Source organism: Mesorhizobium amorphae CCNWGS0123, from assembly GCF_001686985.1.
Taxonomy (GTDB): Bacteria; Pseudomonadota; Alphaproteobacteria; order Rhizobiales; family Rhizobiaceae; genus Mesorhizobium; species Mesorhizobium amorphae.
The window spans coordinates 4,558,280-4,584,028 of record NZ_CP015318.1 but is presented as its reverse complement, the minus strand read 5'-3'; the positions used below and the strand labels follow the sequence as shown (position 1 = coordinate 4,584,028).

Sequence of the window (25,749 nt, the reverse complement as noted above, 5' to 3'; positions counted from 1 at the left end):
AAATGTCTCCGGTTCTGCTCAGCGGCCGATCAGCGCGCGGGCGATGATGACCCGCATGATCTCGTTGGTGCCTTCGAGGATCTGGTGGACGCGCAGGTCCCGCACCAGTTTCTCGATGCCGTAGTCGTGCAAATAGCCGTAGCCGCCATGCAACTGCAGGGCCTCGTTGGCGACATTGAAGCCGGTGTCGGTGACGAAGCGCTTGGCCATGGCCGACCATTTGCCGGCGTCGGGTGCCTTGCGGTCGAGCTTCGAGGCGGCGGTGTAGAGGAACATCCTGGCCGCCTGCAGCTCGGTCTCCATGTCGGCGAGCTTGAACTGCAGGGCCTGGAACTGATTGATCTTCGACCCGAAGGCCTTGCGCTCCGCGGTGTAGGCGAGCGCCTTGTCGAGCGCCGATTGCGCGCCGCCGAGCGAACAGGCCGCGATATTGAGCCGGCCGCCATCGAGGCCGGCCATGGCGATGCCGAAACCGGCGCCTTCGCCCGAAAGCAGGTTTTCCGCCGGCACCTTGCAGTCCTCGAAGATGACCTGGCGGGTCGACTGCATGTGCCAACCCATCTTGTGCTCGTTGGCGCCGAAGGAAAGGCCCGGCGCATCCTTTGGCACGACGAAGGTAGAGATGCCCTTCGGCCCGTCGGCGCCGGTGCGCGCCATGACCACATAGAGGTCGCTGTCGCCGGCGCCAGAGATGAACTGCTTGGCGCCGTTCAGCACATAGTCGCTGCCGCTTTTCACCGCACGCGTCTTCAGCGCCGCTGCGTCCGAGCCTGAACCTGGTTCGGTCAGGCAGTAGCTGGCCAGCCACTCCATTGAGGTCAGTTTCAGCAGGAAGCGCTGGCGCTGCTCCTCGCTGCCGAAGCGGTCGATCATCGACGCCACCATGTTGTGGATCGAGATGAAGGAGGAAAAGGCCGGATCGGCGCGCGACAGCGCCTCGAAGATCAGCACGGCGTCGAGCCGCCCCAAGGCCGAGCCGCCCACATCGTCGCGAACATAGATACCGCCAAGGCCGAGCGGGCCTGTCTCGCGGATCACATCGGCGGGGAAATGCTTCGCCCGGTCCCAGTCAAGCGCATTCGGCGCGACGCGGTCGGTGGCGAAGGCTTGTGCCATCTCCTGGATGGCACGCTGCTCCTCGTTGAGTTCGAACTGGCTGGTGCTCGCATCGACCGCGGCGTCCATGGCGTGCTCCCTATGTCCTTGGCCAGCCAGTCGGCTGGCCTGTCGTTTTTGGCTTTGCGCGCCGCTCAATCTAGACCAATGATGCCGCCGCGCAACCCAGCCTGCTGCGCAGCGGCTGTGCGCGAATGGATCAGCGGAGCATAGCGTGCCGACACATTTCGATGACCTCCTCGATGGCTTCCGTGGCTATCTGGACACGGTGGACAGTCCGCTGGTGCGGGAAGCGGTGGCGCGGATCGAGTGGAACATGCCGGCCCGTGCACTGGCGCCGCATGCGCTGCCTTGCCTTCGTTACCTCGACCGTATCGTCGAGCTTGCTCCGGCCAGTGCCAAGCCGCTGGCGCGGCTGCTGGCCCGGCGCCGGAACGAATTCCGCTGGGGGCAGACCTACAGCGTGACCGATTTCGGCGCGGCATTCCTGGAAAAATATGGCTGGCTGGAGGTGTTCGGCACGCGCGGCCATTTCGCCAATGACGAGGTCGCGGCCGGCCTGTTGATCCTTGGGCCTGGCATCGTCTATCCCGACCACAATCACATTGCCGAGGAGATCTACGTTCCGCTGACCGGCGGCACGGAGTGGCGCACGGGTGAGGGCGGCTTTGAAGTTCGTGAGGCCGGCGAGGTGATCCACCATGCCTCGAATGTCAGCCATGCCATGCGCACGGCCGAGGAGCCGCTGCTGGCGCTCTATATCTGGCGCGGTGGGCCGCTGGCGCAGAAGTCCGAAATCACCGGCACCGTCGCACAGGGCAGGGCGTGATGGCCAGGGCGATCATGCTGCAAGGCACCGGCTCTGATGTCGGCAAGACCGTGCTGGTCGCGGGTCTCTGCCGCGCCGCGAAGAAACGCGGGCTGAAGGTGCGGCCGTTCAAGCCGCAGAACATGTCCAACAACGCCGCCGTCGCCGACATTCCCGGCGACAACAATGCCGGCGGCGGCGAGATCGGCCGCGCGCAATGGCTGCAGGCGGTCGCCTGCGGTGTTGCGCCGTCTGTCCACATGAACCCGGTGCTGCTCAAGCCGCAGACCGATATCGGCTCGCAGGTGGTGGTGCAGGGCAAGGTGTTCGGCGAGGCCAGGGCGCGCGACTATCAGGCCATGAAGGGCCGGCTGATGGAGGCTGTGCTGGAGTCCTGGGACGAGGTCGGCGAGGGCGCCGACCTCGTCATCGTTGAGGGCGCGGGGTCGCCGGCCGAAATCAATCTCAGGAGCCGCGACATTGCCAATATGGGCTTTGCGACGCGCGCCAACGTGCCGGTGATCCTGGTCGGCGACATCGACCGCGGCGGCGTCATCGCCTCGGTCGCCGGCACGCATCTGATCCTGCCGGAAGACGACCGGCGCATGATCGTCGGCTACCTCATCAACAAGTTCCGCGGCGATGTCTCGCTGTTCGACGACGGCATCAAGGCGATCGAAAAATTCACCGGCTGGCCCTGCTTCGGCGTCGTGCCGTGGCTGAAGGCTGCGGCGCGCTTGCCTTCGGAGGATTCGGTGGTGCTCGAACGGCTGGCATCGGGCGAGAAGCGTGCGCTGAAAGTGGCCGTGCCGATGCTTGGCCGCATCGCCAACTTCGACGACCTCGATCCGCTCAAGGCCGAACCGCAGGTCGAGGTGGTGTTCGTGCCGCCCGGACAGCGGTTCCCGGAAGCCGCCGGGCTGGTGGTCATTCCCGGCTCCAAATCGACGATCGGCGATCTGCTGAAATTTCGCGAGAATGGCTGGGATCGCGACCTTCTCGCGCATCGCAAACGCGGCGGCCATGTCGTCGGCATCTGCGGTGGTTTTCAGATGCTGGGCCGCATGGTGCGCGATCCCGACGGCATTGAAGGCAGCGTCACCGAAACAGAGGGCCTTGGCTTGCTCGACTTCGAAACGGTGATGGAGCCGGAAAAGATCGTGCGCAATTCCAGCGCCCGGTCGGTACAGTTCGACCTGCCGCTGGAAGGTTACGAGATCCATCTCGGCCGCACCACCGGTCCCGACATGGCGCGACCGTCGGCGATCATCAATGGCGTCGAGGACGGAGCGGTTTCCGCCGACGGCAAGGTGATGGGCACCTATCTGCACGGGCTGTTTTCCGCCGACGCCTTCCGGACGAAATTCCTGGAAAGCCTCGGTGTCAGGGGCGGCGGCATCGACTATCGCGCTGAGGTCGAACGGGCGCTGGACGAGGTCGCAGTCGAGCTGGAAACCCACCTCGACTGCGACGCGATTTTCGCGCTGGCACGCTAGGCGCTAAGCCTTTTCCCCGGCCTTCGGCCAGTAGGTGCCGAAGGACCAGACATTGCCTTCGGGATCGCGGCAGATGAATTCACGGCTGCCGTAATCGCGGTCAACAAGTTCCTGGATGATCGTGGCGCCAGCCTTTTTGGCCTTGGCATAGGCGACGTCGGCATCGTCGACGGCGACGTAGATCGATTTGCCACCGCCTGAGCCCGGCTCGCCAACCATCTTGCCGTAATCGTCCTCGCGCGCGGTGCCCAGCATGATCATCGAGGAGCCGAAGACGAGTTCGGCGTGGTGCACGACGTCACCCTCGCCATAGCGGGCGCGAACGGTGAAGCCGAACGCATCGCCGAGCCAGTCGATCATTTTTGCCGCATTCTTGTAGCGCAAGGCAGGGTAGAGCCGGGGTGCTTCGCTGGTCGTGGGCATTGGGGAACCTCCTTCAACTAGGGTTGGTCGATAACCCAGTCTGGGCAAAGGTCGCTGCGGCGTCTTGAAGAAATGTTACCCGGCGGCGATTGCGGTCGGCGTCTCGCCTGCGAGGTCGCGGAACTCGCGCACCAGATGCGCCTGGTCGGCATAGCCGCAATCGGCAGCGATGTCGGCCCAATCGCTGTTGTCCTGTCTCGAGAGGCCAAGCGCGCGGTTGAAGCGGACGATGCGCGACAGTGTCTTCGGGCCTACGCCGACCGCGTCGGAAAATTTTCGCGCAAGGTGCTTGCGGCTCCAGCCTAGTCTTCCGGCCAGCGTGGCGACGCGGGTGCGCCCGCCGGAGGCGATGATGCTGTCATAGGCCCAGCCGATTTCGGCCTGCATGGGATCCGTCGAAGCCAACCGGGCAGCGACGAAGCTCTCGGCAATGGCGAAGCGAGCGCTCCAATCCCGCGCATCGCCGAGCCTTTCGCGCAGCGTGTTGCCCTCGAGGCCAAGCACATCGTCGAGGCCAACCATGCGGTCAGTCAATTCGCTCATCGGTTGGCCAAAGAAACGGCGGGCGCCGAGCGGCGTGAAGTTGATCTGCACGCAGCAGGCGCCGCCGAAGGATTCGATCATCACCGGCCCGGCAAAAAGGCCGGCGGCAAAGCTGGCGAAGCGGTCGTTGCCGCCAGGGTTCTTGCCCAGACCGATGGCGAAAGGCTCAGCGAAGCTGATGACCAGCGGCACGGTCAGCGAGGCATATTCGACGCTGCGGAAATGGCCTGAAATCGTCTCGCGGTAGCCGCACATGTCGGTGACCGCGCCCTGAAGCTGCGGGCCGGGTAGGCGACGCACCATCTCGAACCGGCTCGGATAAGGCTCTTCGCTATCGGTGGCCACGGCGTCTCCTCCGGCAAAGGAAACTAGCAGACCATGCGTCAAAATCAAAAGCGCCCGGCTTGGGACCGGGCGCTTCGCGGTTACCTGAGATCTTGAAGTGCCTAGGCGCCGCGCATCATGCAGCCGCCGGCAAGCACGATGTAGGCGATGAGCACGATCCAAACTGATGCGAGGGGAATGAACGCAAGAACGCCAAGAGCAGCGAGAACGCCGATGATGGCGATGACAAGGGCTATAATGAAAATAAGCTGAGTGGGTGCACTAAGATTCATGTGTGGCTCCTCCAACATGATTCGTACGCCGGCATTCTAACAGGCGCGGGGTCATACACCAATCAAGGTGCGCAGCGGGTTCGCCGCGTCGGCTGGGCGCTTTATCGCGAACGCCACGCGGGCGAGGAGGATTTTGCCCGTCGAAAGAATTGTGCGCGTTCGACCACCGCTACCCCGTTTGCGCAAGGCCGATTCCGCGCTACCTATTCTACAAGAATCGGAAAAGGGGCTCTGATGGCGTTCGCATTGCTTGACCAGATACGCTCGATCTTCGAAGGCGATCCCGGTGTGCGCAAGGTCGCCGACGACCCGGTACTGTCAGCGGAACTCTTGATGCTGTTTCGCATGATCCTGGCCGACGGCTCGGTCTCGGAGAGCGAAATGGTCGCCTTCCGCCGCATCTGCAAGGAGGCCTTTGGCATTCCCGAGGCCAGCATCGACAACGTCATCGAGTATCTCAACGAATTCGGCTACGAGACCAACGGCTCGCAGGCCGTTGCGCAATTCCGCGATCTCGACGTCGAGCGGCGCAAGCTGCTCGCCCGCCATATGGCCGAGATCGCCAAGGCCGACTCGCAACTGGCCGAGAGCGAGGTGCGGCTGTTGCGCCGCACGCTCGACCTGCTCGACATCAGCCCGGTCGATGTGGTGAAGCCGGAAGAATAGGCTTTGTTTCGACGGTCGCCCGTTCGGGTCCCCGCTGCTTCGCAGGACCCCGGCGCTCGCTGACCTTTCATCGTGCCACCTCCACGATGAAATCGCTTCGCGAGCCGGTCGCTCACCCTTGCTCCTGCAATCGCCGCGCGATGGCCCGATGCAAGTCGGGAGCGGCGGCGACCAGGGCCTTGGCTGCCTCCGATTGCGGATGATCCAGGACCTCGCTCGTCATGCCGCGCTCGACGATCCTGCCGTCATGCATGACCAGCACCTCGTCGGTGATGGCGCGGGCGACGGTCAGGTCGTGGGTGATGAACAGATAGGCGATGCCGAGCTTCTGGTTGAGCTCGGCGAACAGGTCGAGGATCTGGGCGCGGATCGAGACGTCGAGCGCCGAGACCGGCTCGTCGGCGACGACCAGTTTCGGGCGGGTGATGATAGCGCGGGCGATCGACAGGCGCTGACGCTGGCCGCCGGAAAATTCATGCGGGTATTTGTCCATGTCGCGCGGGCCGAGGCCGACCTCGTGCAGCGCATGCGCCACCATCTCGCGGCGCTCCGCAGGCGCTGGCTTCTTGTCCAGCACATGCAGCGGTTCGGCTACGAGTTTTTCGACCTTCTGGCGCGGATCGAAGGAGCCGTAAGGATCCTGGAACACCACCTGCATGTCGCGCCGCGCCGGCTTGAGTTCGGTCTCGCTCTTGCCGGTGATGGTCTCGCCGCGAAAGCGGATCGTTCCTGAAGTCGATCTGTCCAGCGCCAGGATCATGCGGGCGAGGGTAGACTTGCCGCAGCCGGATCGGCCGACCAGCGCCACTGATTGGCCAGGCGCGATTGACAAGGACACGTCGTCGACGGCGCGGACCGGTGTGGCGCGCTTGAACAGGGACATGCGCCGTCCCGGGTAATCGCGCGTCACGCCTTCGACCTGAAGCAGTGGCTTGGCCGAGCCAGCAGCGTGCGTTTTGGGGCGGGCCGGCACATGCATGGAGGCCTGCGCCAATTGGCGCGTGTAGGGGTGGAGCTGTTCGGACAGCGTTCGCGCGGTGTCGCCGGCCTCCATGACCTCGCCATGGCGCAGGATGGTGATGCGATCGGCCATCTCCGTCACGACCGCGAGATCGTGCGAGATCAGCAGCAGGCCCATGCGGTTTTCTGCGACAAGGTCGCGCAAGAGATCGAGGATCTGCGCCTGCAGCACCACGTCGAGGGCCGTCGTCGGCTCGTCGGCGATCAAAAGCTTCGGCTTCAGCGCACAGGCGATGGCGATGACGACGCGCTGGCGCTGGCCACCGGAGAGTTCATGCGGATAGCGCGACAGCGGGAATAGTGCTGCCGGCAGGCCGACCCGGTCGAGCATTTTTCGCGCCCGGTCCTCGGCCTCGGCGCGGCTTGACCTTGTATGCCAGCGGATGCCCTCGGCCACCTGTTCGCCGATGGTCTTGACCGGGTTGAGCGCGGTCATCGGCTCCTGGAACACCATGCCGATGTCGTCGCCGCGCAGCGCGCACATCTGGTCCTCGCTGGCGGCGAGAATGTCGATGCCGTCGAAGGTGACGCGTCCAGTGGCGCGCGCCGCGAAAGGCAGGAGCTGCATCACTGTTAGCGCCGTCATCGACTTGCCGGAGCCGGATTCGCCGACCAGGCCCATCACCTCGCCGGGCGCGACGGAAAGCTCGACACCTTTCAGGATCGGCGTGTCGCCGATCGCCAGTGAAAGATTCTCGATCTCGAGCAGGCTCATCGCTGCCGCCGCGATTTCGGGTCGAGGATGTCGGCGATGCCGTCGCCGAGCAGGTTGAGGCCAAGCACGGTGACGACGATCGCCATGCCCGGGAAGATCGCCATCCACGGCGCCACCACCATGCGGGTCTGGGCGTCGAACAGCATGCGGCCCCAGCTCGGCATCGGCGGCTGGGCGCCGAGGCCGACATAGGAAAGCCCGGCTTCGGCGAGGATGCCGAGCGCGAACTGTATCGTGCCTTGCACCAGGAGCAGCGTGGCGATGTTCGGCAGAATGTGCTCGATGGTGATCAGCGTGCTGCCCTTGCCGGCGGCGCGCGCGGCGAGGATGAATTCGCGCGGCCAGATCGCCAGTGCGCCGGCCCGCGCCACACGCGCAAACACCGGGATGTTGAAGATGCCGATGGCGATGATGGCGTTGATGGCGCCCGGCCCGAAGATGGCGGTGATCATGATCGCCGACAGCAGGGCCGGGAAGGCGAAGACGAGATCGTTCATGCGCATCAGCACTTCGTCGATGAGGCCGCCGCGCGCCGCGGCAAAGGCGCCGAGCGGCACGCCGACACCCATGCCGATGCCGACCGCGACCAGGGCCACCGCGATCGAGTTGCGGGCGCCGACCATGATCATCGACAGGATGTCGCGGCCGAAATGATCGGTGCCGAACCAATGCGCCAGCGACGGGCTTTGCGTCTTGTCCGATATCACCAGTCTGGTGACGTCGTAGGGCGTCCAGACATAGGAGAGGATCGCCACCGCCGCCACCAGCGCGGTGATGGCGAGGCCGATGAGGAACGATCGATTGCGCAACGCCTTGGCCAGAATGCTGGCAAGGGTTTCTTCGGGGATGTCGACGTGCAGCGTCATTGCCTGCTTCTCAGGCGCGGATCGACCACCGCATAGGAGAGGTCGACAAGGAGGTTGACGGCAATGACGGCGGCGACCAGCAGCATGACGACGCTTTCGACGACGATCAGGTCGCGCTGGGTGATCGCCTGGAAGACCAGGCGTCCCAGGCCGGGCAGGTAGAAGACATTCTCGATGATGATGGTGCCGGCGAGCAAAAAGGCGAACTGCAAGCCGAGAATGGTCAGCACCGGGATCATGGCGTTGCGCAGCGCATGCCGCCAGAGCACGGCACGGTAGGGCAGGCCCTTGGCGCGGGCGGTTCGGATATAGTCCTCGTTGAGCACCTCGATCAGTGCCGAGCGGGCGACACGGGCGAGGATCGCCGCCTGCGGCAGCGCCAGTGCCACGGCCGGCAACAGCAGCGATTTCAATGCCGGCCAGACGCCGGCACTCCAGCCCGGAAAGCCTCCGGCCGGCACCAGTCGCAGCCAGACGGCAAAGAGGTAGATCAGCATCAGCGCGAACCAGAAGTTCGGCACGGCGACACCGAATTGCGTGACGCCCATGGCAATCGCATCGCCGGCCCGGCCGCGGCGGCTGGCGGAATAGAGCCCGACGGGAATGGCGATGATCGTGGAGAGAGCGAGCGCGATCAGCGCCAGCGGCAGCGAGACGACGATGCGCTCGCGCACGAGATCGATGACAGGCACCGAATAAGTGTAAGAGCGGCCGAAATCGAGGCTGAGCAAGCCGCCGGCCCAGTGCAGATAGCGAATGGCGAGAGGCGCATTGAGGCCCATCTGGTTGCGCAGCACCTCGACCTGATCGGCGCTGGCGTTCAGGCCCAGCATCAGCCGCGCCGGGTCGCCGGGAATGATCTCAAGCACGGCGAACACCACCATGGAGGCCAGCACCAGCGTGGCGAGTGCGATGATGAGGCGTTTGAGGAGGTAGGCGGTCATGGCGGTGTGAGAGAACGCAAGTTTCGCCTTTGGCCAGCAGCCGTCACTCGCTCCACTTCACCTTGGTCAGGTCATTGGCCTGGATCGGCGCATTCTCCCAAAGCCCCTGCAGCTTGGCGTCCCAGACACCAACCTTCGGCAGCTCGTAGAGGAAACCGACCACGGCGTCGTCGGCGAGGATCTTCTGCGCCTGCCCCAGAAGCTCCTTGCGCTTGGCCTCATCGGAGGTGAGGTTCAGATCGGCGATGATCTTGTCGAAGGCCGGATTGTCGTAGTTGAAGTAGTAGTCCTTGCGCGAATAGATATCGATGTCGTTGGGCTCGGTGTGGGAGACGATGGTCAGGTCGTAGTCCTTCTTGGTGAACACCTGATCCAGCCACTGCGCCCATTCGACCGGAATGATCTCCAGATCGATGCCGACGTCGCGAAGCTCCGAGGCGATGATCTCGCCTCCGAGCCGCGCATAGGAGGGCGGCGGCAATTTCAGCGTTGCCTTGAAGCCGTTCTCGAGGCCGGCCTCCTTTAAGAGTTCCTTGGCCTTGGCGACATCATGCGGATAGCGACCGGTGAGGTCGACATAGTCCTTGTTGGCTGGCGACATATGCGAGCCGATCGGCACGCCGAGGCCGGCCGAGGCGCCGTCGATGATCGCCTTGCGGTCGAGCGCGTAGGAGATCGCCTGCCTGACCTGCAGCTTGTCGAAGGGCGGCTTCTTGTTGTTGATCGACAGGATAGTCTCGCCCTCGGTCGAGCCGATCACCACCTTGAAGCGCGGATCGTCCTTGACCTGGGCGACGCTGTCGGGATCGAAGAACGGGAAGGCCTGGATGTCACCGGAGAGCAGTGCCGGCACGGCGGCCGCGGCATCCGGAACGATGCGGAACTCGGCCTTGTCGAGCGCCACGGGCGCGCCCCAGTAATTGTCCGATTTGACCAGCGTGATCGACGACCCCTTGGCCCAGCTCTGGAACTTGAACGGGCCGGTGCCGACGGGCTTTTCCTTGTTGGTGTCGGCGGACTCCGGCGCCACCATCACCGCGTCGCCCCAGCCCATATTGTAGAGGAAGGAGCCTTGCGGGTTCTTCAGCGTGACTTTCACTGTCGCCGGGTCGACCACGTCGACCTTGTCTATGGCCGCGAACAGGCCCTTCTGCGCATTGACCGAATTGTCGGCTCTGGCGCGGTCGAGCGAGAATTTTACGTCGTCGGCATTGAAATCGGTGCCGTCGTGGAATTTCACGCCAGCGTGCAGCTTGAAGGTGTAGACCTTGCCGTCATCGGAAATGGCCCAGCTCTCTGCGAGATCAGGCAGCACCTCGCCGTTTGGGCCGATGCGGGTCAGGCCCTCGAACACGTTGGCGTAGAGCACTTCATCGATCGCCGCCGCGGCGCCCGCGGTCGGGTCGAGATGCGGGGGTTCGAGCGGAATGCCGATGACCAGGTCGGTGCGCGCGGCAAATGACGAGGTGCTGGCGGCAAGCGCCAGGGCCGCAGCGGCCAGAATGGTTTTCCACAATTTCATCGTGCAACTCCCATATGCTCAAACCGGGTGGATAGAAGCGTGATTTCGAGGTGGAGTAAATTGCGTTTCGTGCTGCCGGGCAGCACCAGGGGGAATGTTTTTCCTGTTGGCATTGCGTAGCCGATTAGCGCTTATCCCCTTTGTCGGCGGACTAATCCGTTGCCGTGCCGCGCAGGAGCACGTTGAGCCCGATCGCCATCACCTTGGCCGATTCCACCATATCGGCAATGCCAACCCATTCGTCGGGCCGGTGCGCGAGATCGAGAATGCCCGGACCGTACGCGATGCAGTCATAGATGTGGCCGATGCGGGCAACGTGCTTCTGGTCGTAGGTGCCGGGCGAGATCACATAGTCCGGTTCGCGGTCGAAGATCGCCATGATCCCCTGCGCCACCGCCTTGACCACCGGCGCGTCGCGCTCGGTCATCAGCGGCAGCACCTCCATCAGGTCACGAATCTCGTAGTCGAATTTCTTGCGCTCCCGCTTCAGCCGCTCGAGGATATCGGTCACTTCGCTTTTGACCGTGGCAAGATCCTCTTCGAGCAGGAAGCGGCGGTCGATGGTCAGTCGGCAGGAATCGGGCACGTTGGGTGAGGGCAGCCCAGGCCGGAAATCCTCGGTCTGGCCGCCATGGATCGAATTGATGTTCATGGTCGAGCGCCTGGCGCCTTCGGGCACCACCGGCATGCGCGTCATCTTGCGGTCAAGTGCGGGAAACAATTCATCCTCGAAGGCCTGCAGCACGGCGCCCATGTGGCGCACGGCATTGTCGCCGAGGAACGGCATCGAGCCATGTGCGATCTCGCCCTTGGTCTCGATCTCCGCCCACCAGACGCCGCGATGGCCGAGACAGATGCGGTCCTTGTTCAGCGGCTCGGGAATAATGACGTGGTCGACCCTGGGCTTCGAGAAATAGCCGAGCTTGGCCAAATGGGCGACGCCGCCGAAGCCACCGGACTCCTCGTCGACCGTGCCCGATATTTCGATGGCGCCCGGAAAGTCCGGGAAGATCTCCATGAAGGCTTCGGCAGCAATGATCGAGGAAGCCAGGCCCCCCTTCATGTCGCAGGCGCCGCGGCCATAGACCTTGCCGTCCTTCACCAGGCCGGCGAAGGGATCGACGCTCCAGCCGTCGCCGGCCTCGACGACATCGATATGCGAGTTGAAATGCACGCAGGCGCCGGGCGAGCGGCCGTCGAAACGGGCGACGACATTGACACGAGGATAGCGGTCGGTGTCGCCGGGTGTGCCTTCGGCGCGGATGAACTCGGTTTCGAACCCGTGCTTCTTCAGTCGCGCGCCGATGTATTCCGCGCACGGCCTGTAGGCCTCGCCGGGCGGATTGATGGTCGGAAAGCGGATCAGCTCGGCGGTCAGTGCAACCAGGTCGTCGACCCGAGCGTCGACGGCCTTGAGGAGTCGTTCGTTCATTCCCGGAGTTGAGCAGCGAACTGGGTCATTTTGCAAGCATGATGCTGAGGCCGCTGAACCTGCGTGTCACAGCGGCAACTATGACGGGAAAATCGTTCAAATTCGCTGCTTTAGATTGGCGAATTTATCAATGAGTGTGTGTTACTTCATTCACCTGCCATTAAAAGCATGAAAAATAGCGTGATGGCAGCGGGCAAGGGCAATCAAAGGGGTTTGATCGCATGAAAAAGACCGTTCTCATGGCGGCGATACTGGCAACGGCGCTGTTCGGCACTTCAATCGAAAGCAAGGCAGCCGCTCTCGTCGCCAACATCGACATATCTTCGCAGACGATGACCGTCAGCCGTTATGGTCAGGTGGTTTACCGGTGGAGCGTGTCCACCGCCCGCAAGGGTTACATCACGCCGCGCGGCAAGTACCGCCCGCAATGGACGGCGCGGATGTGGTATTCGCGCAAATATGACATGTCGCCGATGCCCTATTCGGTGTTCTTCCGCGGTGGCTACGCCATCCACGGCACGGGTGCTGTGAAGTATCTTGGGCGCCCGGCCTCGCATGGCTGCGTGCGCCTGCACACGGCCAATGCCGCGACCTTCTACTCGATGGTGCGGGAAGCCGGCTACGGTAACACGCGGATCGTCGTCACGGATTAGGTCCGGGCCCGACGCTTGTGGTTACTGGCGGGTAGCGTCCGTTGCCCGCCCGCGCTGGCGGCGACGCCGGCCACTGATTTCCCATCGCTTGTGGAACCACATCCACTGTCCCGGATCCTCGCGCACCCAGCGCTCGACCACGTCGGCGAGTAGCTGGGTGGTGGCCGGCACGTCGACGCTGCCGCCCGCGGTGCGCGGCAAGGTCAGCTTGTCCTCGATATCGAGGCGGAACCGGTTGCCCGGCAACCTGACGCAGCGCGCCGGATAGACGTCGCAATCATAGTGGCGGGCAAGCATGCCCAGCACCGGATTGCTCTGGCACGGGCGGCCGAAGAAAGTGGTCTCCAGCCCGCTCGAGAATTTCTGGTCGACCAGCACGCCGATATTGCCGCCATTCTCCAGAATGGCGGCGAGGGCGAATGATGCGCCGGTCGATGAGGGCAGCAAGGCCCCCATCGTCGAACGGCGGGTCGAATGGATGTAGTCGGCCAGATAGGGATTGTTGGGTGGACGAAACAGCGCCGTGATCTTCATGCCGAAGGTGGCGGCAGCCACCGGCAAAAGTTCGAAATTGCCGAGATGGCCGGTGAACAGGATGTGCGGCTTGTCTTCGCCGGCGATCTCAAGGAAATGCTCTACGCCGCGGACCTCGACCCGACCGGGCGTCGTCGCTTTCGGATCATAGTCGAAAAGCGCGTCGAGGAAGATGTACTCGGCGGCGAGGCGGGCCATGTTGCCCCACATGTCCAGGGCGATGGCCTCGATCTCGGCGTCGCTCTTCTCGGGATAGGCGAGGCGCAGATTGCTTGTCGCGACGCGGTGGCGCCCAACCAGCGGGCCGATGCGGCGGGCGACGCGGTCGGCGAAGTTGAGCGCACTGTCGGGCGGCAAAAGGCGCAGCAGCGAAATGATCGTCATCGCGACGCGCGCGACCAGCCAGTGCTCCATCTGGCGAAGCCGCCGGCCATAGCGAAACGCCAGGTCCCTGCGGACTTTCTTGAAGGCTTTGGCGACCATTCCTAATCGACGCGCAGGATGATCTTGCCGAACACGTCGCGGCCTTCCATGCGCTTCAGCGCTGCATCGATGTCGTCGAAGCCGACTTCGGTGTCGATCACCGGCGCGACGAGGCCCGCCGCCATCTTCTGCATGGCGTCGGCCATATTCTCCATGCGGCAGCCGAAGGAGCCGAGCAGCTTCAGCTGCTGCTGGAACAGCTGCATCAAATTGATTTGCGTCGACACGCCCGACGTAGAGCCGCAGGTGACCAGGCGCCCGCCGCGCTTCAGGCACAGCATCGAGGCGGCAAAGGTGTCGGCGCCGACATGCTCGAACACGACGTCGACGCCCTTCTTCTTGGTCAGTTTGCGCACGACGCCCTCGAAACGGTCGTCGCGGTAGTTGATGACATGGTCGGCGCCGAGCGCCTTGGCCTTGTCGATCTTGTCGTTCGAGCCGACCGTGGTGATCACGGTACAGCCCATCTTCTTGGCCAGCTGGATGGCGGCGGAACCGATGCCCGAGCCTCCGGCATGGACGAGGATCGTTTCGCCCGGCTGCAGCCTGGCATTGTCGAACAGCATGTGCTCGACCGTGCCGAATGTGACAGGCGCGACAGCGGCGCCGATCTCGCTCACCCCGGGCGGAGCCGGGACCAGAAGCCGTGCCGGCAGGTTGATCTTCTCCTGCGCGAAGCCGTCCAGGTGGAAGCCGTGCACACCGGAGACATGCTCGCAGAGATTGTCGCGGCCTTCGCGGCAGGCGCGGCAAAGGCCGCAGGTGCGCGCGCCGTAGATCGACACCAATTGTCCGGGCAGGAGGCTGGATACGCCGGGGCCGACGGCTTCGACCTCGCCGGAGGCCTCGGCGCCGACGACCAGCGGCAGCTTGCGCTTGGCGAAGGCCATGCCGCGCCAGCCCCAGACGTCGATATGGTTCAGCGCCACGGCCCTGATGCGCAGCGTTACCTCGCCGAGCGAGGGCGGCGGGGGAGGCGGCAGGTCCACCGTCTCAAGACGGCGGTCCTCGATAAGTTGCAGTGCGCGCATGGAGCCTGTCGGTTCTGTTGAGCGGAAAGCGCTCGCTTAGACCGGTTCCCGCGCCATGACAAGGCAAGTGTTCTGGCCGCCGAAGCCGAAGGAATTCGACAGGACCGTGCCAACCTCGGCATTGCGCTTCTTGTTCGGTACGACGTCGAGCACGATCGCCGGATCGGGATTGTCGTAGTTGATGGTTGGCGGAATGACACTTTCACGCATCGTCATCAGCGAAAATGCCGCCTCGACGGCGCCGGCGGCCGACAGCGTGTGGCCGATCATCGACTTGTTCGACGAGATCGGCATCGAGCCGATCCGCTCGCCGAATACGGTCGACAGCGACAGATGTTCCATCTTGTCGTTTTCCGGCGTCGAGGTGCCATGCGCGTTGACATAATCGATCTCGTCTTCGCCAAGGCCGGCATCGGCGAGCGCGGCGCGCACCGCCGCGATCGCCGGCGAACCGTCGGGCTTCGAGCGGGTGCGGTGGAAATCGTCGGCCTTCTCGCCGCAGCCGCGCATGATGCCGAGAATGGTGGCGCCTCGGGCAAGGGCGGCCTCCAGCGATTCCAGCACCAGCGCACCGGAGCCTTCGGCGAGCACAAAACCGTCGCGATCCTTGGAGAAGGGTTTTGAGGCCTTTTCCGGGATGTCGTTGTGGGTGGACAGCGCCGACAGCAGCGAGAAACGGATCAGCGCCTCGGCAGTCGCCGAGCCGTCGGCGCCGATCGACAGTGCCTTGTCGCATTCGCCGCGGCGGATCGCCTCGACGCCGAGCTGGATGGCGGTGGCGCCGGAGGCGCAAGCGGTCGACAGCGTGATCGGCAGGCCGCGGGTGCCGAACCTGTCCGCCAGCCGGTCGGCGATAGAGCCGAACTGCGTTGTCTCGAAGATGTCGAGTTCCTTCAGCGCGCGCGCCACGCGCAGCAGTCTTTCGGCGCCGGCGTCCTGCTTGTCGGAATTGTAGAGCGAAAAGCGGTCGGCCCAGTCGAGCTCGACCGGCGGCGAGGCGAGGAAAAGCGGTCCGCCGAAATCGGCGGATTCGAGGCCGGCTTCCGCGACGGCTTCACGCGCGGCGGTTTCGGCCAGTTCGTAGGTGAGGTGGCTGGAGCCCTGCGAGCTCGACGGCAGGAAGTCGACCATGCCGGAGATGCGGGTGTTGAGATGATCGACCGGAAAGCGGGTGATCGGATGGATGCCGGATTTGCCCGATGTGAGCGCCGCCCAGTTGTCGGCCTTGCCGACGCCGAGCGACGTCACCACGCCGATACCGGTGACGGCGACGATTGGCCTGCCCATGTGATCGTTCAGATTGGCCATGTTTTGTCCTAGGTCGTAGCTCAGGCGGCTTTTACCAGCCCCATGCCCTCGAATTGGTGATAGCCGATCGCCGTTGCAAGCACGGATCTGGGAACGCCAACGAACGGCTTTTCGACCGTGGCATCGAAGGCGGGATAGGCGGCCTTGCGGTCGACGGCCAACGCTGCCAGCGCCACCGCGAAGGGGAACTGCGCTTCCTTCATGTGGCCGGTCAGCGTTGAGAACGCGCGCGCTGCAATCGCCGGATGGGCGTCGAAAGTTGCTTTCTCGGCGGCGGTCGCGGCATGAGCGCCGGAAGCACCTGAGATCGCCAGCAATTCACCGTCAGGCGATGCAGCCTGGCTGAGCAGTGAGGCGATCTCGGCGTCGAGTTCGCCGAGCCGCCGCCTGGCGCGTCCGGAGACGATGTGGCCGAGTTCGGCGTAGATCTTGCGGCCACGGCTTTCAGCGTGCTCGCGCTGCTCCAGCACCAGGAATGCGCCCCCGGAGCCAGTCACCACGCCGCCGCCTTCGGCACCTTGCCTCTGCCAGACCGGTTTCCAGGCGCCGCGATGCAGATAGCCGGCCAGCTCGTAGCCGAGCAGCATGTCGGAATGTTCGGTCTGGAACGCGCCGCCAACCAGCACATGCGTCGACTGTCCGGAGCGGATGCGCGCGGCGGCGGTCTCGACGGCAGCGACGCCCGCACCTTCCTCGCCCATGAAGGTGCGGGAGGAACCGGTGACCTTGTGGACGATCGAGATGTTGCCGGCGAGCAGGTTCGATAGCTGCGCCAGGAACAAGGTCGGCCGCAATTCGGTGGTCAGTTTCTCGTTGAGCAGCACGTCGCGGTCGTTGCGGCTTTCCGAAGCGGCGAGGATCGCGGCATCGACCGCCTCGTCGCGCTCGCCACCACCTGCGGCCACCACCATGTCCATGGTCGCGCAGAGCTCGTCATTGCCCTTGATGCCGGCATCGTCCAGCGCCAGGCCGGCGGAATAGGTGCCGAGCCGCTGCCAGGTCTCCATCTGCCGCTGGTCGCCGCGCTTGGCGATCTGCAGGTTCCAGTCGATCTCGGGCAGCGGGTGGATGGTGTAGGGCGCAAAGCGCGCGGCCTCCAGCACCGGCTGCAGGCCCGGCTGGGCGAGCTTCTGCCAGTGCGCATCCGGACCTTCTCCCAGCGAAGAGACAAGGCCGATGCCGGTGATGACGACGTCGCGGGGGCTGCTCATGGGCGGCTTTGTGGGTTAGGCGGCAGAGCGCGTCAAGGTCACGCGCTCAACTGACGTCAGGCTGTCTTGGCGGCGACCAGCGCGTCGATCTTGGCGCACAGGTTTTTCATGACGAAGTAGTCGTCGGTCGAGGCCTTGCCGTCATTGACCTCCTGCGTCCACTTCTCCAGCGGCACCTTGATGCCGAATTCCTTATCGATGGCAAAGACGATGTCGAGGAAATCGAGGCTGTCGATGCCGAGATCGTCGATGGTGTGGCTTTCGGGCGTGATCGTCTCGATATCGATCTCGCTGGTGTCGGCAATGATCTTGGCGACTTTGTCGAACGTGGTGGACAAGGGCTCTTCCTTCGGTTGCGGGCGGAATCTGTCCGCATCTTGTTTGGGCGCTGTCTAATCGGTTTTTCCGGGCAGGAAAAGGCCTGATACGCCGGGCGCAGATGGGATGCCTGCCTTGCAAAGACAAGAAGGGCCGCCGGTTTGTCCGGCGGCCCTTCCCATTTGACGCAAGGTCAGCTCAGTCGCGGAGCTTGACCAGGTCGTTCAGCAGCCCGCCCGTTCCGTTGTGGACGGTCAGCCGCTCGACCTTGCCGGCGATGGTCTCCAGAGCCTCGAGCTCCTTCAGACGCAGCATCACCGGGTTCTCGGCCATCACCCGGGCCGTGTTGAGCAGCGAACGCGTCGCGTTCGTCTCCTCGCGGCGGCGGATGACGTTGGCCTCAGCCTGCTTTTCGGCCGAAACCACCTGGTTGAGGATTTCGCGCATCTCGCCCGGCAGGATGACATCCTTGAGCGCGATATCGCTGACCTCGACCCCGATCTCGGCCATGTCGGCGCGGACCTTGCCGGCGGCCTCCTCGTCGACCGTCACCTTCTTCTCGAGGATCTGGTCGAGCGTCAGCGCGCCAAGCGTCTTGCGGAAGGCGTACTGCAGGGCGCGGTAGAGGGCTTCCGCGAAGTCCTTCACAGCACTCGCCGCCTTGACCGGATCGACGACCCGGTATTCGGCGGCGATGTTGACGCGGATCGTGACGCGATCCTTGGTCAGCACTTCCTGTCCGGCGACATCGAGCGACTGGCGCTTGAGGTCGACGACCTTCACCTGCACCATGCGTCCGACATTCCAGAACGCATGCACGCCCGCCGTGAGCGTCCGCAAAAGGACACCATCGACGAAGAGCAGTCCGGCCTGGCCGTCGACGACCGGATGGACGGACATCAGTTCCGTCTTCCGGGCCTGGCCGAGCCGGCGCATCACCGCAGGCTCGATCGCCAGTTCCGCGGCCGTGTCGACCAGCGTCACCTTCCACGGTCCGGCATCCGTCCACAGCACGAGCTTGCGGTCCGGCGCCAGCACGGCATGGAGGTTGCCGTCACGCTCGATGACGGCGACATCCATGCGCCCGGTGCGAATGACGGTGAAATGACGCGCGGCCACATCCGGGAGCTTGTCGAACAACGCCTTCTCGTACGCCGAAACGAATTCCGGGTTCTTCAGATCGTGCCGCGAGACTTCAAGGCTCTGGCGCCGGTTGGCGAGCCAGTGCTCGCCTGGCATCAGGACAGCCTTGATCTCACCCTTGTAGAGGGTGACGGCACGCTCGTTTTCCTTAACAAGGACGCGCTCGCGTCCCAAAACCTTATCGAGAATGGTCATTGTCTTACTCCTGTCGGGCATGGCCCCATGCGAGGCGTCACGTCATGCGTCGATCTTCCTTTTCGTTTCTCGTTTCGCTTCGTCTCTTGCTTCACGTCCCGGCACGATGATCCAGGGACCGGTGGCATCAATTCGCGGCGGACCTTCGGGAGCGGATCGCGAGGCAGCGAAGCGGGCGCCGGAAGCCGAAGCTTCCCTTGCCGGCGACGCTGCGCCTTGATCGTCACCGCGGGCCTGGCCGCGAGCCGACGGCGTCAGACCTTTCGGTGCGGTCTCGGCCCGAAGGCTTCGGCCGTCCGTCAGGTCTTCAGCATTCCGGTCCCCGGACCGTTTTTCAGATAACACCGTGAAAGGGTGGTGGCCTATCAGCCATTGGAGAAGGATTCGAACCTTCGACCGTCAGATTATGAGTCTGATGCTCTACCCAAACTGAGCTATCCGTGGTGCAGACAGCAGGATTCGAACCTGCGACCTCCGGACCCAAATCCGGCGCTCTCCCCCTGAGCTACATCCGCGATCCCAACCCCGAAACGGCGCCGTACACAGGACGGCAAAGCCACCTGCGCGGGCGGAGGCGAAAGCTCCAACCGTTGTGCTCGCTTCGGTTTTCGTGACCGGGAGCGCGCCTATAGCCCCTGCGACGGGTTGTCGCAAGCGGCATTGTCGCGGCATATTTGCGGCTTCCCTCGATGGTGGCATTTCGGCAACACTCGCTCTGCGCCCGGGCAGGGCCTTCGGTGCCGTCAGAAGGTGACGCGGCCGAGCACGCGCAAGCCGTCGCCCTGCGGCTCGACCACCACCGCTTCGCCTTCGCGCGGCGACACGCCGGTCAACGCCACAATGTTCTCCAGGTGGGTGACCAGGACCAGATTGTCCGAGCCGGAATAGCCGCGGATCTCGGTCATCACCGCTGTGAGCTGCGCGGCCTTCTCCGCCGGATCGGTCTTCAGCAGGTCAAGCGGCGCGAAGGGCTCCGGCTCGGCCTCGAAGGCGATGCGAGCAGTGTCGAGGCAACGGCAATAGCGGCTGGACAGAACGCGTTCGATCGGGGCGGCGCGGGCGGCGAACAGCGCACCGATCCGGCTTGCCTGCTGTTGGCCGCGCGCCGACAAGTTGAGCTGGGTCGGGCATTTGGCGATGTCGAAATTGGCCGGATCGGTGGTGCCGGTGACCATGGCGTGGCGCAGCAGCACGACATGTCCACCGTCACGCAGCAACGCCCAGCCGGCATCCGTCGCGTGGGCTGTGGCGGGAGCGACGAGCAGGAGCAGCGCCAACAGAAATCGAACCATCAGTTATTTTTCTCCCGATCGCCGGCAGGTGGTCCGGTGACCGGCATATAGGGACGGCAAAGCCGGCTGAAAGACAAGTACGGGTCAAAGGCCCGTTTCCTCGCCATGCGGTTGAGAAGCGCAGGGCGATTGCGCCGCACTCAGGGCTCGCCTATCACGGAAAAAATGTCTCCGCTGACCGAAACTGTCCTCTTCGTCTTCAGTCTTGTCGCGCTCGGCTATCTGGCTGGGCTCACCGGCTATCTCAAGCCGGCGAGTGGCGAGGGCATCTCCGAATTCGCCATCAACGTGGCGATGCCGCTGCTCTTGCTCCAGACGATGGTGAAGTCGGATTTCCATGGCGTCGCGCCGTGGTCCCTGTGGGGCGCCTATTTTACCGCGGCCGCCATCACCTGGGCCGCCGGCCATCTGGTCACCACGCGGGTCTTCGGCCGCGACGCCCGCGCCGGTGTGGTCGGCGGCGTTTCGTCGGCCTTTTCCAACGTGGTCCTGCTGGGAGCTCCCTTCATCCTCGGCGTTTTTGGACAGGATGGGTTCGAGGTGCTGTCGCTGCTGGTTTCTGTGCACCTGCCGGTCATGATGGCGGCCTCGATCATCCTGTTCGAGATGTTCGGCCGCGGCAGCGAGCCCATGCATCCCCTGCGCGTCATCCAGAGTTTTCTCAGGCGCCTGTTCATCAATCCACTGATCATCGGCATCCTGGTGGGGCTCGCCTGGCGCATCACCGGCGCGCCGCTGCCCGATCTGGTCATGCGGCTGGTCGATGCGCTGGCTGCCACCGCAGCGCCGGTAGCGCTGTTCGCCATGGGGCTCAGCCTGCGCCGCTTCGGCATCTCCGGCAATGTCCGGCCGGCGCTGGCGCTGTCGGCGCTGAAGCTGTTCCTGATGCCGGGGCTGGTGCTTGGCCTGGTCTGGCTGCTCGGCCTGCCGCCGCTGACGGCGAAGGTGGCGGTCGTGGTGGCTGCGATGCCGTCCGGCATCAATTCCTATCTCATCGCCGTGCAGTTCAACACCGGCCAGGCGCTGGCGTCGAACCAGATGACCATCGCCACGGCGAGCGCGGTCTTCACCACGGCGTTCTGGCTCACGGTGGTCGTCTACATTTTTGGGTAGAATCGTGTTCCCGGACGGGAGCCTGGCGAGCGCTGCTCTCGCCTTCTCTGGCCTAACCCCTATATGCCATATTGCGATTGCTTGCGGGGCTTGGCCTAGGTAAAGAGCAGTGCCCCAGCGTGCCGGCTCCGAGGCCATTGCGCACGCTCCACCGAAGAAATCCAGCGACCGGCCCGCCACTGCGCCGAACGGAGGTTAGACCATGCTTCAGAAAACCAGCCATTTCATGCGGCAGGCCAATCTCATCAACGGCGAATGGGTGCAGGCCGATAGCGGCCAGACGATCGACGTCAACAATCCGGCGACCGGCCTCAAGATCGGCACCGTGCCGAAGTCGGGCAAGGCGGAGACCCGCCGTGCCATCGAAGCCGCCCATGAAGCCTTCAAGACCTGGCGCAAGACCACCGCGCTCGAGCGCTCGAAGCTGCTGCGCAAGCTGCACGACGCCATGATGGACAATCAGGACGTGCTCGCCGAACTCCTGACCATCGAGCAGGGCAAGTCGCTGTTCGAATCCAAGGGCGAGATCGGCTCGGCCGCGTCCTACATCCTGTGGTTCGCCGAAGAGGGCCGCCGCACCTATGGCGACGTCGTGCCGTCGCCGTGGGCGGACCGCCGCATCCTGGTGACCAAGGAGCCGGTCGGCGTCATCGCCGCCATCACGCCGTGGAATTTCCCGTCCTCGATGCTCGCCCGCAAGCTCGGCCCGGCGCTGGCCGCCGGCTGCACCGCCGTGGTCAAGCCGGCGACGCAGACGCCTTATTCCGGCCTGGCCTGGGGCGCGCTCGCCGAGGAAGTCGGCTTCCCGAAGGGTGTCGTCAACATCCTGACCGGTGCCGCCGCCGAAATCGGCGACGAGATCTGCGCCAATCCGCTGGTGTCGAAGATCACCTTCACCGGCTCGACCGAGATCGGCAAGATGCTCATCCAGAAGTCGTCGGTGACCGTCAAGAAAGTGTCGATGGAGCTCGGCGGCAATGCGCCGTTCATCGTCTTCGACGACGCTGATATCGAGCGCGCCGTCACGGGCGCGATCACCGCCAAGTACCGCAATTCCGGCCAGACCTGCGTTTGCACCAATCGCTTCCTGGTTCAAGCCGGCGTCTATGACAAGTTCGTCGAAAAGCTCGCCGCCGCCAGCGACAATCTCAAGGTCGGTTCCGGCCTCGAAGAGGGCGTGCAGCAGGGGCCGCTGATCGACGAGAAGGCGGTCGAGAAGGTCGAGGAACTGATCGCCGACGCGACCTCCAAGGGCGGCAAGGTCGTCGCCGGCGGCAAGCGCCATGCGCTCGGCGGCTCGTTCTTCCAGCCGACGGTGATCGCCAACGCGACGCCGAAGATGCGCTTCATGAAGGAAGAGATCTTTGGACCGGTCGCGCCAGTCTTCAAATTCGAGACCGAGGAAGAGGCCGTCGCGCTGGCCAACGACACCGAATTCGGCCTTGCCTGCTATTTCTACACCGGCGATCTCGGCCGCGCCTTCCGGGTCATGGAAGGGCTGAAATACGGTATGGTCGGCGTCAATGAAGGCCTCATCACCACACCGGAAGCGCCGTTCGGCGGCGTCAAGGAATCGGGCCTCGGCAAGGAAGGCGGACATCAGGGCATCGAGGATTATCTCGACACCAAATATGTCTGCATCGGCGGCCTCGGCCTCTGATAGCCATCGGAAGAGAAGGGCAGGCGCAAGCCTGCCCTTTCGATACGTCAAACCCGGCCGAAAGACGCAACCGGCCGAAGTCGATAGATCAACGAACTGACTTTCGGGCATGACGATGAAGGACGGCGAGGTCTTCGGTACGACGCAGGCGGGCGACGCCGTCCGCCGCTTCACCATCCGTGGCGGAGGCCTCACCGCCAACATCATCGGGCTGGGCGCGATCATCCAGGACTTGCGCCTCTCCGGACACGATGCGCCGCTGGTGCTGGGCTACGACCGTTTCGAGCCCTACGAGACCGACAAGGCGTTCTTCGGCGCGGTCGTCGGGCGCTATGCCAACCGCATCCGCGACGGCCGCTTCACCATCGCCGGCAACCGCTACCAGACGGAACGCAACTTCCTCGACAAGCACACATTGCATGGCGGCTCTGAAGGCTATTTCCACCGGCCATGGACCGTCTCGCTACACGGCCGGGACTTCGTCACGCTGTCCCTGCATGACCCCGACGGCACGATGGGCTTTCCCGGCGCGCTCGACGTGACCTGCACCTACCGGCTGAAGATCCCGGGCACGCTCAGCGTCGAACTGACCGCGACCTCAGAGGAGCCGACGCTGTGCAATCTCGCGCAGCATTCCTATTTCAACCTCGACGATGGTGGCGCCGGCGATATCCTCGACCACCGGCTGATGCTCAATGCCGGCGCCTACACGCCGATCGACGGCGAGATGATCCCGACCGGCGCGGTCAAGCCGGTCGACGGCACGCCCTTTGACTTCCGCCAGGCGCGGCCGCTGCGCATGGAGAGCGAGGGCGAGCAGCTTCCCTACGACCTGAATTTCTGCCTCGCCCCGACACGCGGACCACTGAAGCAGGCATCGTGGGCGCAAGGCGCGACTTCCGGCGTCGAGATGGAGGTCTGGACCACGGAGCCCGGTCTGCAGCTCTATACCGGCCAGTATTTGACGCCGTCCTCAGCGGGACTGGAGGGGCGCCAATATAAGGCGTTTTCGGGCTTCTGCCTGGAGGCGCAAGTCTGGCCGGATGCACCGAACCGGCCCTATTTCCCGCAAGCCACGCTGTGGCCCGGGCAGATCTATCATCAGGTCACGGAATACCGTTTCAGGTTACCTTAACCTTCGAAAGCAGCCCTTAGGGTCTCGAACGGCGCCAGTGCGCCGCGCACCTGCACGACAGCAGCGGCGACACGATGCGCGCGTTGTGCGGCCGCTCCGGGAGCGTGACCTGCAAGCCGGGCGGCGAGGTAGCCGCCATTGAAGGAATCGCCGGCGCCGGTGGTGTCGACGGGGGTCGCGACATGGACCGCCGGAACCGGCTGAAAGGCTCCTTCCGTCGCGATCAGGGCCGCTTCCTCGCCGTTCTTGACGACGACTTCGCTGACCAGCTTTCCCAGCCGCTCCGCGGTCGCCTCCGGCGTCAAGTCCCCAAACAGCATCTGCTCGTCCGGAAAGGTCGGTAGGGCGATGTCGGTGACGGCAAGCGCTTCGAGGATCGCGGCCTGCGCGACCTCGCGATTGCGCCACAGGCGTGGCCGGTAGTTGGGATCGAAGGCGACAAGCGAGCCGGCCGCGCGGGCCTTGGCCACCGCCGCCAGCAATGTCTTGCGCGCGGCGTCGTCCAGAATTGCCAAGGTGATTCCGGAAAAATAGACAAGCGCCTGATCTTCCAGGCTTTTTGCCAGGGCGGCTGGATCCGAGGCGAGTTGCCTGGCGGCCGCGTCGGCGCGCCAGTAGGTGAAGGCGCGTTCGGCGCCGGTCAGCGTGATGGCATAGAGGCCGGGCCGGGCGCCCGTGATGATCGGGCTCTGGCCGATGCCGATGCCGTTTTCCGCGAAGAAGGCAATCTGTGCCTGCGAGAACGGGTCGTCGCCGAAGGCCGAAACGTAGGTCGCCGGCCGGTCGTCGCTCAGCGCATGCAGCGCCCACAGCGTGTTGAACGTGTCGCCGGCAAAGCCCATGCGCCAGTTCGGCCCGGCCTGGCCCGACAGTTCGAGCATGCACTCACCGATCGAGGCGATTCCCGTCATGTATCTCCCTCCAGACAATTTTGCTGCTGTAGCTTTTTGCGACCGGCAAGGCCATGCTTGGCGCAGGCCGATTTTTGCGCCAGAAGCGTTTTTCCCGTGGGACGCGATCCGCCCGCTGTAACGTTGTCTTGGAAAAGGAACCGGTTTGGCATCCCTATGGCGTTATCTTCTCGCGGGTCTCGGTTTGGCCGCCTTGCTGGTCGGCATCCTGGCGATCGTCTATCTGACCGCCCCGCAGACGGCGCCTGGTGCCGACACGTCGCGCTCGAAGACGACGGCGAACGGGCTGTTCGTCGCCAGTTTCCAGCCGGAGCGCGGCGTCATCAGGCAGGGCGAATTGCAGTCGTGGCTGCTGACGCTGAAGACGGTCAAGGGGGCTCCTGTGGAAGGGGCGGCGATCACGGTTTCCGGCGGCATGCCGCTGCACAATCACGGCCTGCCGACCAGTCCGCAGGCGACCGACTATCTGGGCGAGGGCCGCTACCGCATCGACGGGCTGAAATTCACCATGAGCGGCTGGTGGCAGCTGCGCTTTGCCATTTCCGCCGCGGCCGGCTCCGATTCGGTCGTCTTCAATGTGGTGCTGTGAGCAGC

At 64.3% G+C, this 25,749-nt stretch carries 25 protein-coding genes and 2 tRNA genes; 8 read left to right on the top strand and 19 right to left on the bottom strand.

Going from position 1 to position 25,749, the window contains the following annotated elements:
• Positions 1–18 precede the first annotated feature (18 nt).
• A complete protein-coding gene (locus A6B35_RS21670) occupies positions 19–1,185 on the bottom strand; it encodes an isobutyryl-CoA dehydrogenase (protein ID WP_006203370.1) in 1,167 nt (388 codons plus the stop codon).
• A gap of 145 nt (positions 1,186–1,330) precedes the next feature.
• Here A6B35_RS21670 and A6B35_RS21665 point away from each other — a divergent pair, with 145 nt between their 5' ends.
• Positions 1,331–1,945: a dimethylsulfonioproprionate lyase family protein gene (locus A6B35_RS21665; protein WP_006203371.1), complete on the top strand. Its 615-nt coding sequence runs from the start codon at positions 1,331–1,333 to the stop codon at positions 1,943–1,945.
• Positions 1,945–3,420: a cobyric acid synthase gene (locus A6B35_RS21660; RefSeq protein ID WP_006203372.1), complete on the top strand. Its 1,476-nt coding sequence runs from the start codon at positions 1,945–1,947 to the stop codon at positions 3,418–3,420. The genes A6B35_RS21665 and A6B35_RS21660 overlap by 1 nt, the downstream gene beginning before the upstream one ends.
• 3 nt (positions 3,421–3,423) lie before the next feature.
• Here A6B35_RS21660 and A6B35_RS21655 read toward each other — a convergent pair whose 3' ends face one another.
• The 3 genes from A6B35_RS21655 to A6B35_RS21645 form a co-directional block, all read right to left on the bottom strand.
• Positions 3,424–3,843: a VOC family protein gene (locus A6B35_RS21655; protein ID WP_006203373.1), complete on the bottom strand. Its 420-nt coding sequence runs from the start codon at positions 3,841–3,843 to the stop codon at positions 3,424–3,426.
• 75 nt (positions 3,844–3,918) lie between these two features.
• On the bottom strand, positions 3,919–4,689 hold the full coding sequence (locus tag A6B35_RS21650) for a helix-turn-helix domain-containing protein (RefSeq protein ID WP_050900752.1): 771 nt from the start codon (positions 4,687–4,689) through the stop codon (positions 3,919–3,921).
• A 143-nt stretch (positions 4,690–4,832) separates the two neighbouring features.
• Positions 4,833–5,003, bottom strand: coding sequence for a hypothetical protein (locus A6B35_RS21645; RefSeq protein ID WP_006203375.1), 171 nt, complete (start codon positions 5,001–5,003; stop codon positions 4,833–4,835).
• A 234-nt stretch (positions 5,004–5,237) separates the two neighbouring features.
• Between A6B35_RS21645 and A6B35_RS21640 the strand changes: the two genes are divergently transcribed.
• A complete protein-coding gene (locus tag A6B35_RS21640) occupies positions 5,238–5,669 on the top strand; it encodes a TerB family tellurite resistance protein (RefSeq protein ID WP_006203377.1) in 432 nt (143 codons plus the stop codon).
• A 112-nt stretch (positions 5,670–5,781) separates the two neighbouring features.
• Here the strand turns inward: A6B35_RS21640 and A6B35_RS21635 are convergent, their stop codons facing one another.
• From A6B35_RS21635 to A6B35_RS21615, 5 genes are all read right to left on the bottom strand, one after another.
• Positions 5,782–7,404, bottom strand: a complete 1,623-nt coding sequence (locus tag A6B35_RS21635; RefSeq protein WP_006203378.1) for an ABC transporter ATP-binding protein — start codon at positions 7,402–7,404, stop codon at positions 5,782–5,784.
• Positions 7,401–8,270, bottom strand: a complete 870-nt coding sequence (locus tag A6B35_RS21630) for an ABC transporter permease (RefSeq protein WP_006203380.1) — start codon at positions 8,268–8,270, stop codon at positions 7,401–7,403. Before A6B35_RS21630 ends, A6B35_RS21635 begins: the two co-directional genes overlap by 4 nt.
• Entirely contained in the window at positions 8,267–9,214 is a 948-nt protein-coding gene (locus A6B35_RS21625; RefSeq protein ID WP_006203381.1) for an ABC transporter permease, read from the bottom strand. The genes A6B35_RS21630 and A6B35_RS21625 overlap by 4 nt, the downstream gene beginning before the upstream one ends.
• 43 nt (positions 9,215–9,257) lie before the next feature.
• A complete protein-coding gene (locus A6B35_RS21620; protein ID WP_006203382.1) occupies positions 9,258–10,736 on the bottom strand; it encodes an ABC transporter substrate-binding protein in 1,479 nt (492 codons plus the stop codon).
• A gap of 151 nt (positions 10,737–10,887) precedes the next feature.
• Positions 10,888–12,168 (bottom strand): acetylornithine deacetylase/succinyl-diaminopimelate desuccinylase family protein, encoded by a 1,281-nt coding sequence (locus A6B35_RS21615; RefSeq protein WP_006203383.1) that lies wholly within the window; start codon positions 12,166–12,168, stop codon positions 10,888–10,890.
• A gap of 221 nt (positions 12,169–12,389) precedes the next feature.
• Here A6B35_RS21615 and A6B35_RS21610 point away from each other — a divergent pair, with 221 nt between their 5' ends.
• Positions 12,390–12,821: a L,D-transpeptidase gene (locus A6B35_RS21610; RefSeq protein ID WP_006203384.1), complete on the top strand. Its 432-nt coding sequence runs from the start codon at positions 12,390–12,392 to the stop codon at positions 12,819–12,821.
• Between the two features lie 21 nt (positions 12,822–12,842).
• Here A6B35_RS21610 and A6B35_RS21605 read toward each other — a convergent pair whose 3' ends face one another.
• The 9 genes from A6B35_RS21605 to A6B35_RS21565 all read right to left on the bottom strand — a co-directional run bounded on the left by A6B35_RS21605 (position 12,843) and on the right by A6B35_RS21565 (position 20,336).
• Positions 12,843–13,838, bottom strand: a complete 996-nt coding sequence (locus A6B35_RS21605; RefSeq protein ID WP_006203385.1) for a lipid A biosynthesis lauroyl acyltransferase — start codon at positions 13,836–13,838, stop codon at positions 12,843–12,845.
• Between the two features lie 2 nt (positions 13,839–13,840).
• The gene (locus A6B35_RS21600) at positions 13,841–14,869 is read right to left on the bottom strand and encodes a zinc-binding dehydrogenase (protein WP_006203386.1); all 1,029 of its coding nucleotides are present in this window, start codon (positions 14,867–14,869) and stop codon (positions 13,841–13,843) included.
• A gap of 36 nt (positions 14,870–14,905) precedes the next feature.
• Positions 14,906–16,177 carry a beta-ketoacyl-ACP synthase gene (locus A6B35_RS21595; RefSeq protein WP_006203387.1) on the bottom strand — a complete coding sequence of 424 codons (1,272 nt, stop codon included), beginning with the start codon at positions 16,175–16,177 and terminating at the stop codon, positions 14,906–14,908.
• A gap of 20 nt (positions 16,178–16,197) precedes the next feature.
• Positions 16,198–17,388 carry a beta-ketoacyl-ACP synthase gene (locus tag A6B35_RS21590; RefSeq protein WP_006203388.1) on the bottom strand — a complete coding sequence of 397 codons (1,191 nt, stop codon included), beginning with the start codon at positions 17,386–17,388 and terminating at the stop codon, positions 16,198–16,200.
• A gap of 56 nt (positions 17,389–17,444) precedes the next feature.
• Positions 17,445–17,726: an acyl carrier protein gene (locus A6B35_RS21585; RefSeq protein ID WP_006203389.1), complete on the bottom strand. Its 282-nt coding sequence runs from the start codon at positions 17,724–17,726 to the stop codon at positions 17,445–17,447.
• Between the two features lie 178 nt (positions 17,727–17,904).
• The gene (locus A6B35_RS21580; protein ID WP_006203390.1) at positions 17,905–19,044 is read right to left on the bottom strand and encodes a slipin family protein; all 1,140 of its coding nucleotides are present in this window, start codon (positions 19,042–19,044) and stop codon (positions 17,905–17,907) included.
• Between the two features lie 373 nt (positions 19,045–19,417).
• A tRNA-Met gene (locus A6B35_RS21575) sits at positions 19,418–19,484 on the bottom strand.
• Position 19,485: 1 nt separating this feature from the next.
• Positions 19,486–19,559, bottom strand: a tRNA-OTHER gene (locus A6B35_RS21570).
• Positions 19,560–19,787: 228 nt separating this feature from the next.
• Positions 19,788–20,336 (bottom strand): histidine phosphatase family protein, encoded by a 549-nt coding sequence (locus tag A6B35_RS21565; RefSeq protein WP_006203391.1) that lies wholly within the window; start codon positions 20,334–20,336, stop codon positions 19,788–19,790.
• Between the two features lie 165 nt (positions 20,337–20,501).
• On the opposite strand from A6B35_RS21565, the gene A6B35_RS21560 reads away from it, so the two are divergent.
• From A6B35_RS21560 to A6B35_RS21550, 3 genes are all read left to right on the top strand, one after another.
• Positions 20,502–21,449 (top strand): AEC family transporter, encoded by a 948-nt coding sequence (locus tag A6B35_RS21560; RefSeq protein WP_006203392.1) that lies wholly within the window; start codon positions 20,502–20,504, stop codon positions 21,447–21,449.
• A 202-nt stretch (positions 21,450–21,651) separates the two neighbouring features.
• Complete coding sequence (locus tag A6B35_RS21555; protein ID WP_006203393.1) at positions 21,652–23,109, top strand: NAD-dependent succinate-semialdehyde dehydrogenase; 1,458 nt, start codon at positions 21,652–21,654, stop codon at positions 23,107–23,109.
• Between the two features lie 109 nt (positions 23,110–23,218).
• Complete coding sequence (locus tag A6B35_RS21550) at positions 23,219–24,244, top strand: aldose epimerase family protein (protein ID WP_006203394.1); 1,026 nt, start codon at positions 23,219–23,221, stop codon at positions 24,242–24,244.
• Here A6B35_RS21550 and A6B35_RS21545 read toward each other — a convergent pair.
• Positions 24,241–25,155, bottom strand: a complete 915-nt coding sequence (locus A6B35_RS21545) for a sugar kinase (protein ID WP_006203396.1) — start codon at positions 25,153–25,155, stop codon at positions 24,241–24,243. The genes A6B35_RS21550 and A6B35_RS21545 overlap by 4 nt on opposite strands.
• Positions 25,156–25,300: 145 nt before the next feature.
• On the opposite strand from A6B35_RS21545, the gene A6B35_RS21540 reads away from it, so the two are divergent.
• Positions 25,301–25,744: a FixH family protein gene (locus tag A6B35_RS21540; RefSeq protein WP_006203398.1), complete on the top strand. Its 444-nt coding sequence runs from the start codon at positions 25,301–25,303 to the stop codon at positions 25,742–25,744.
• Positions 25,745–25,749 lie beyond the last annotated feature (5 nt).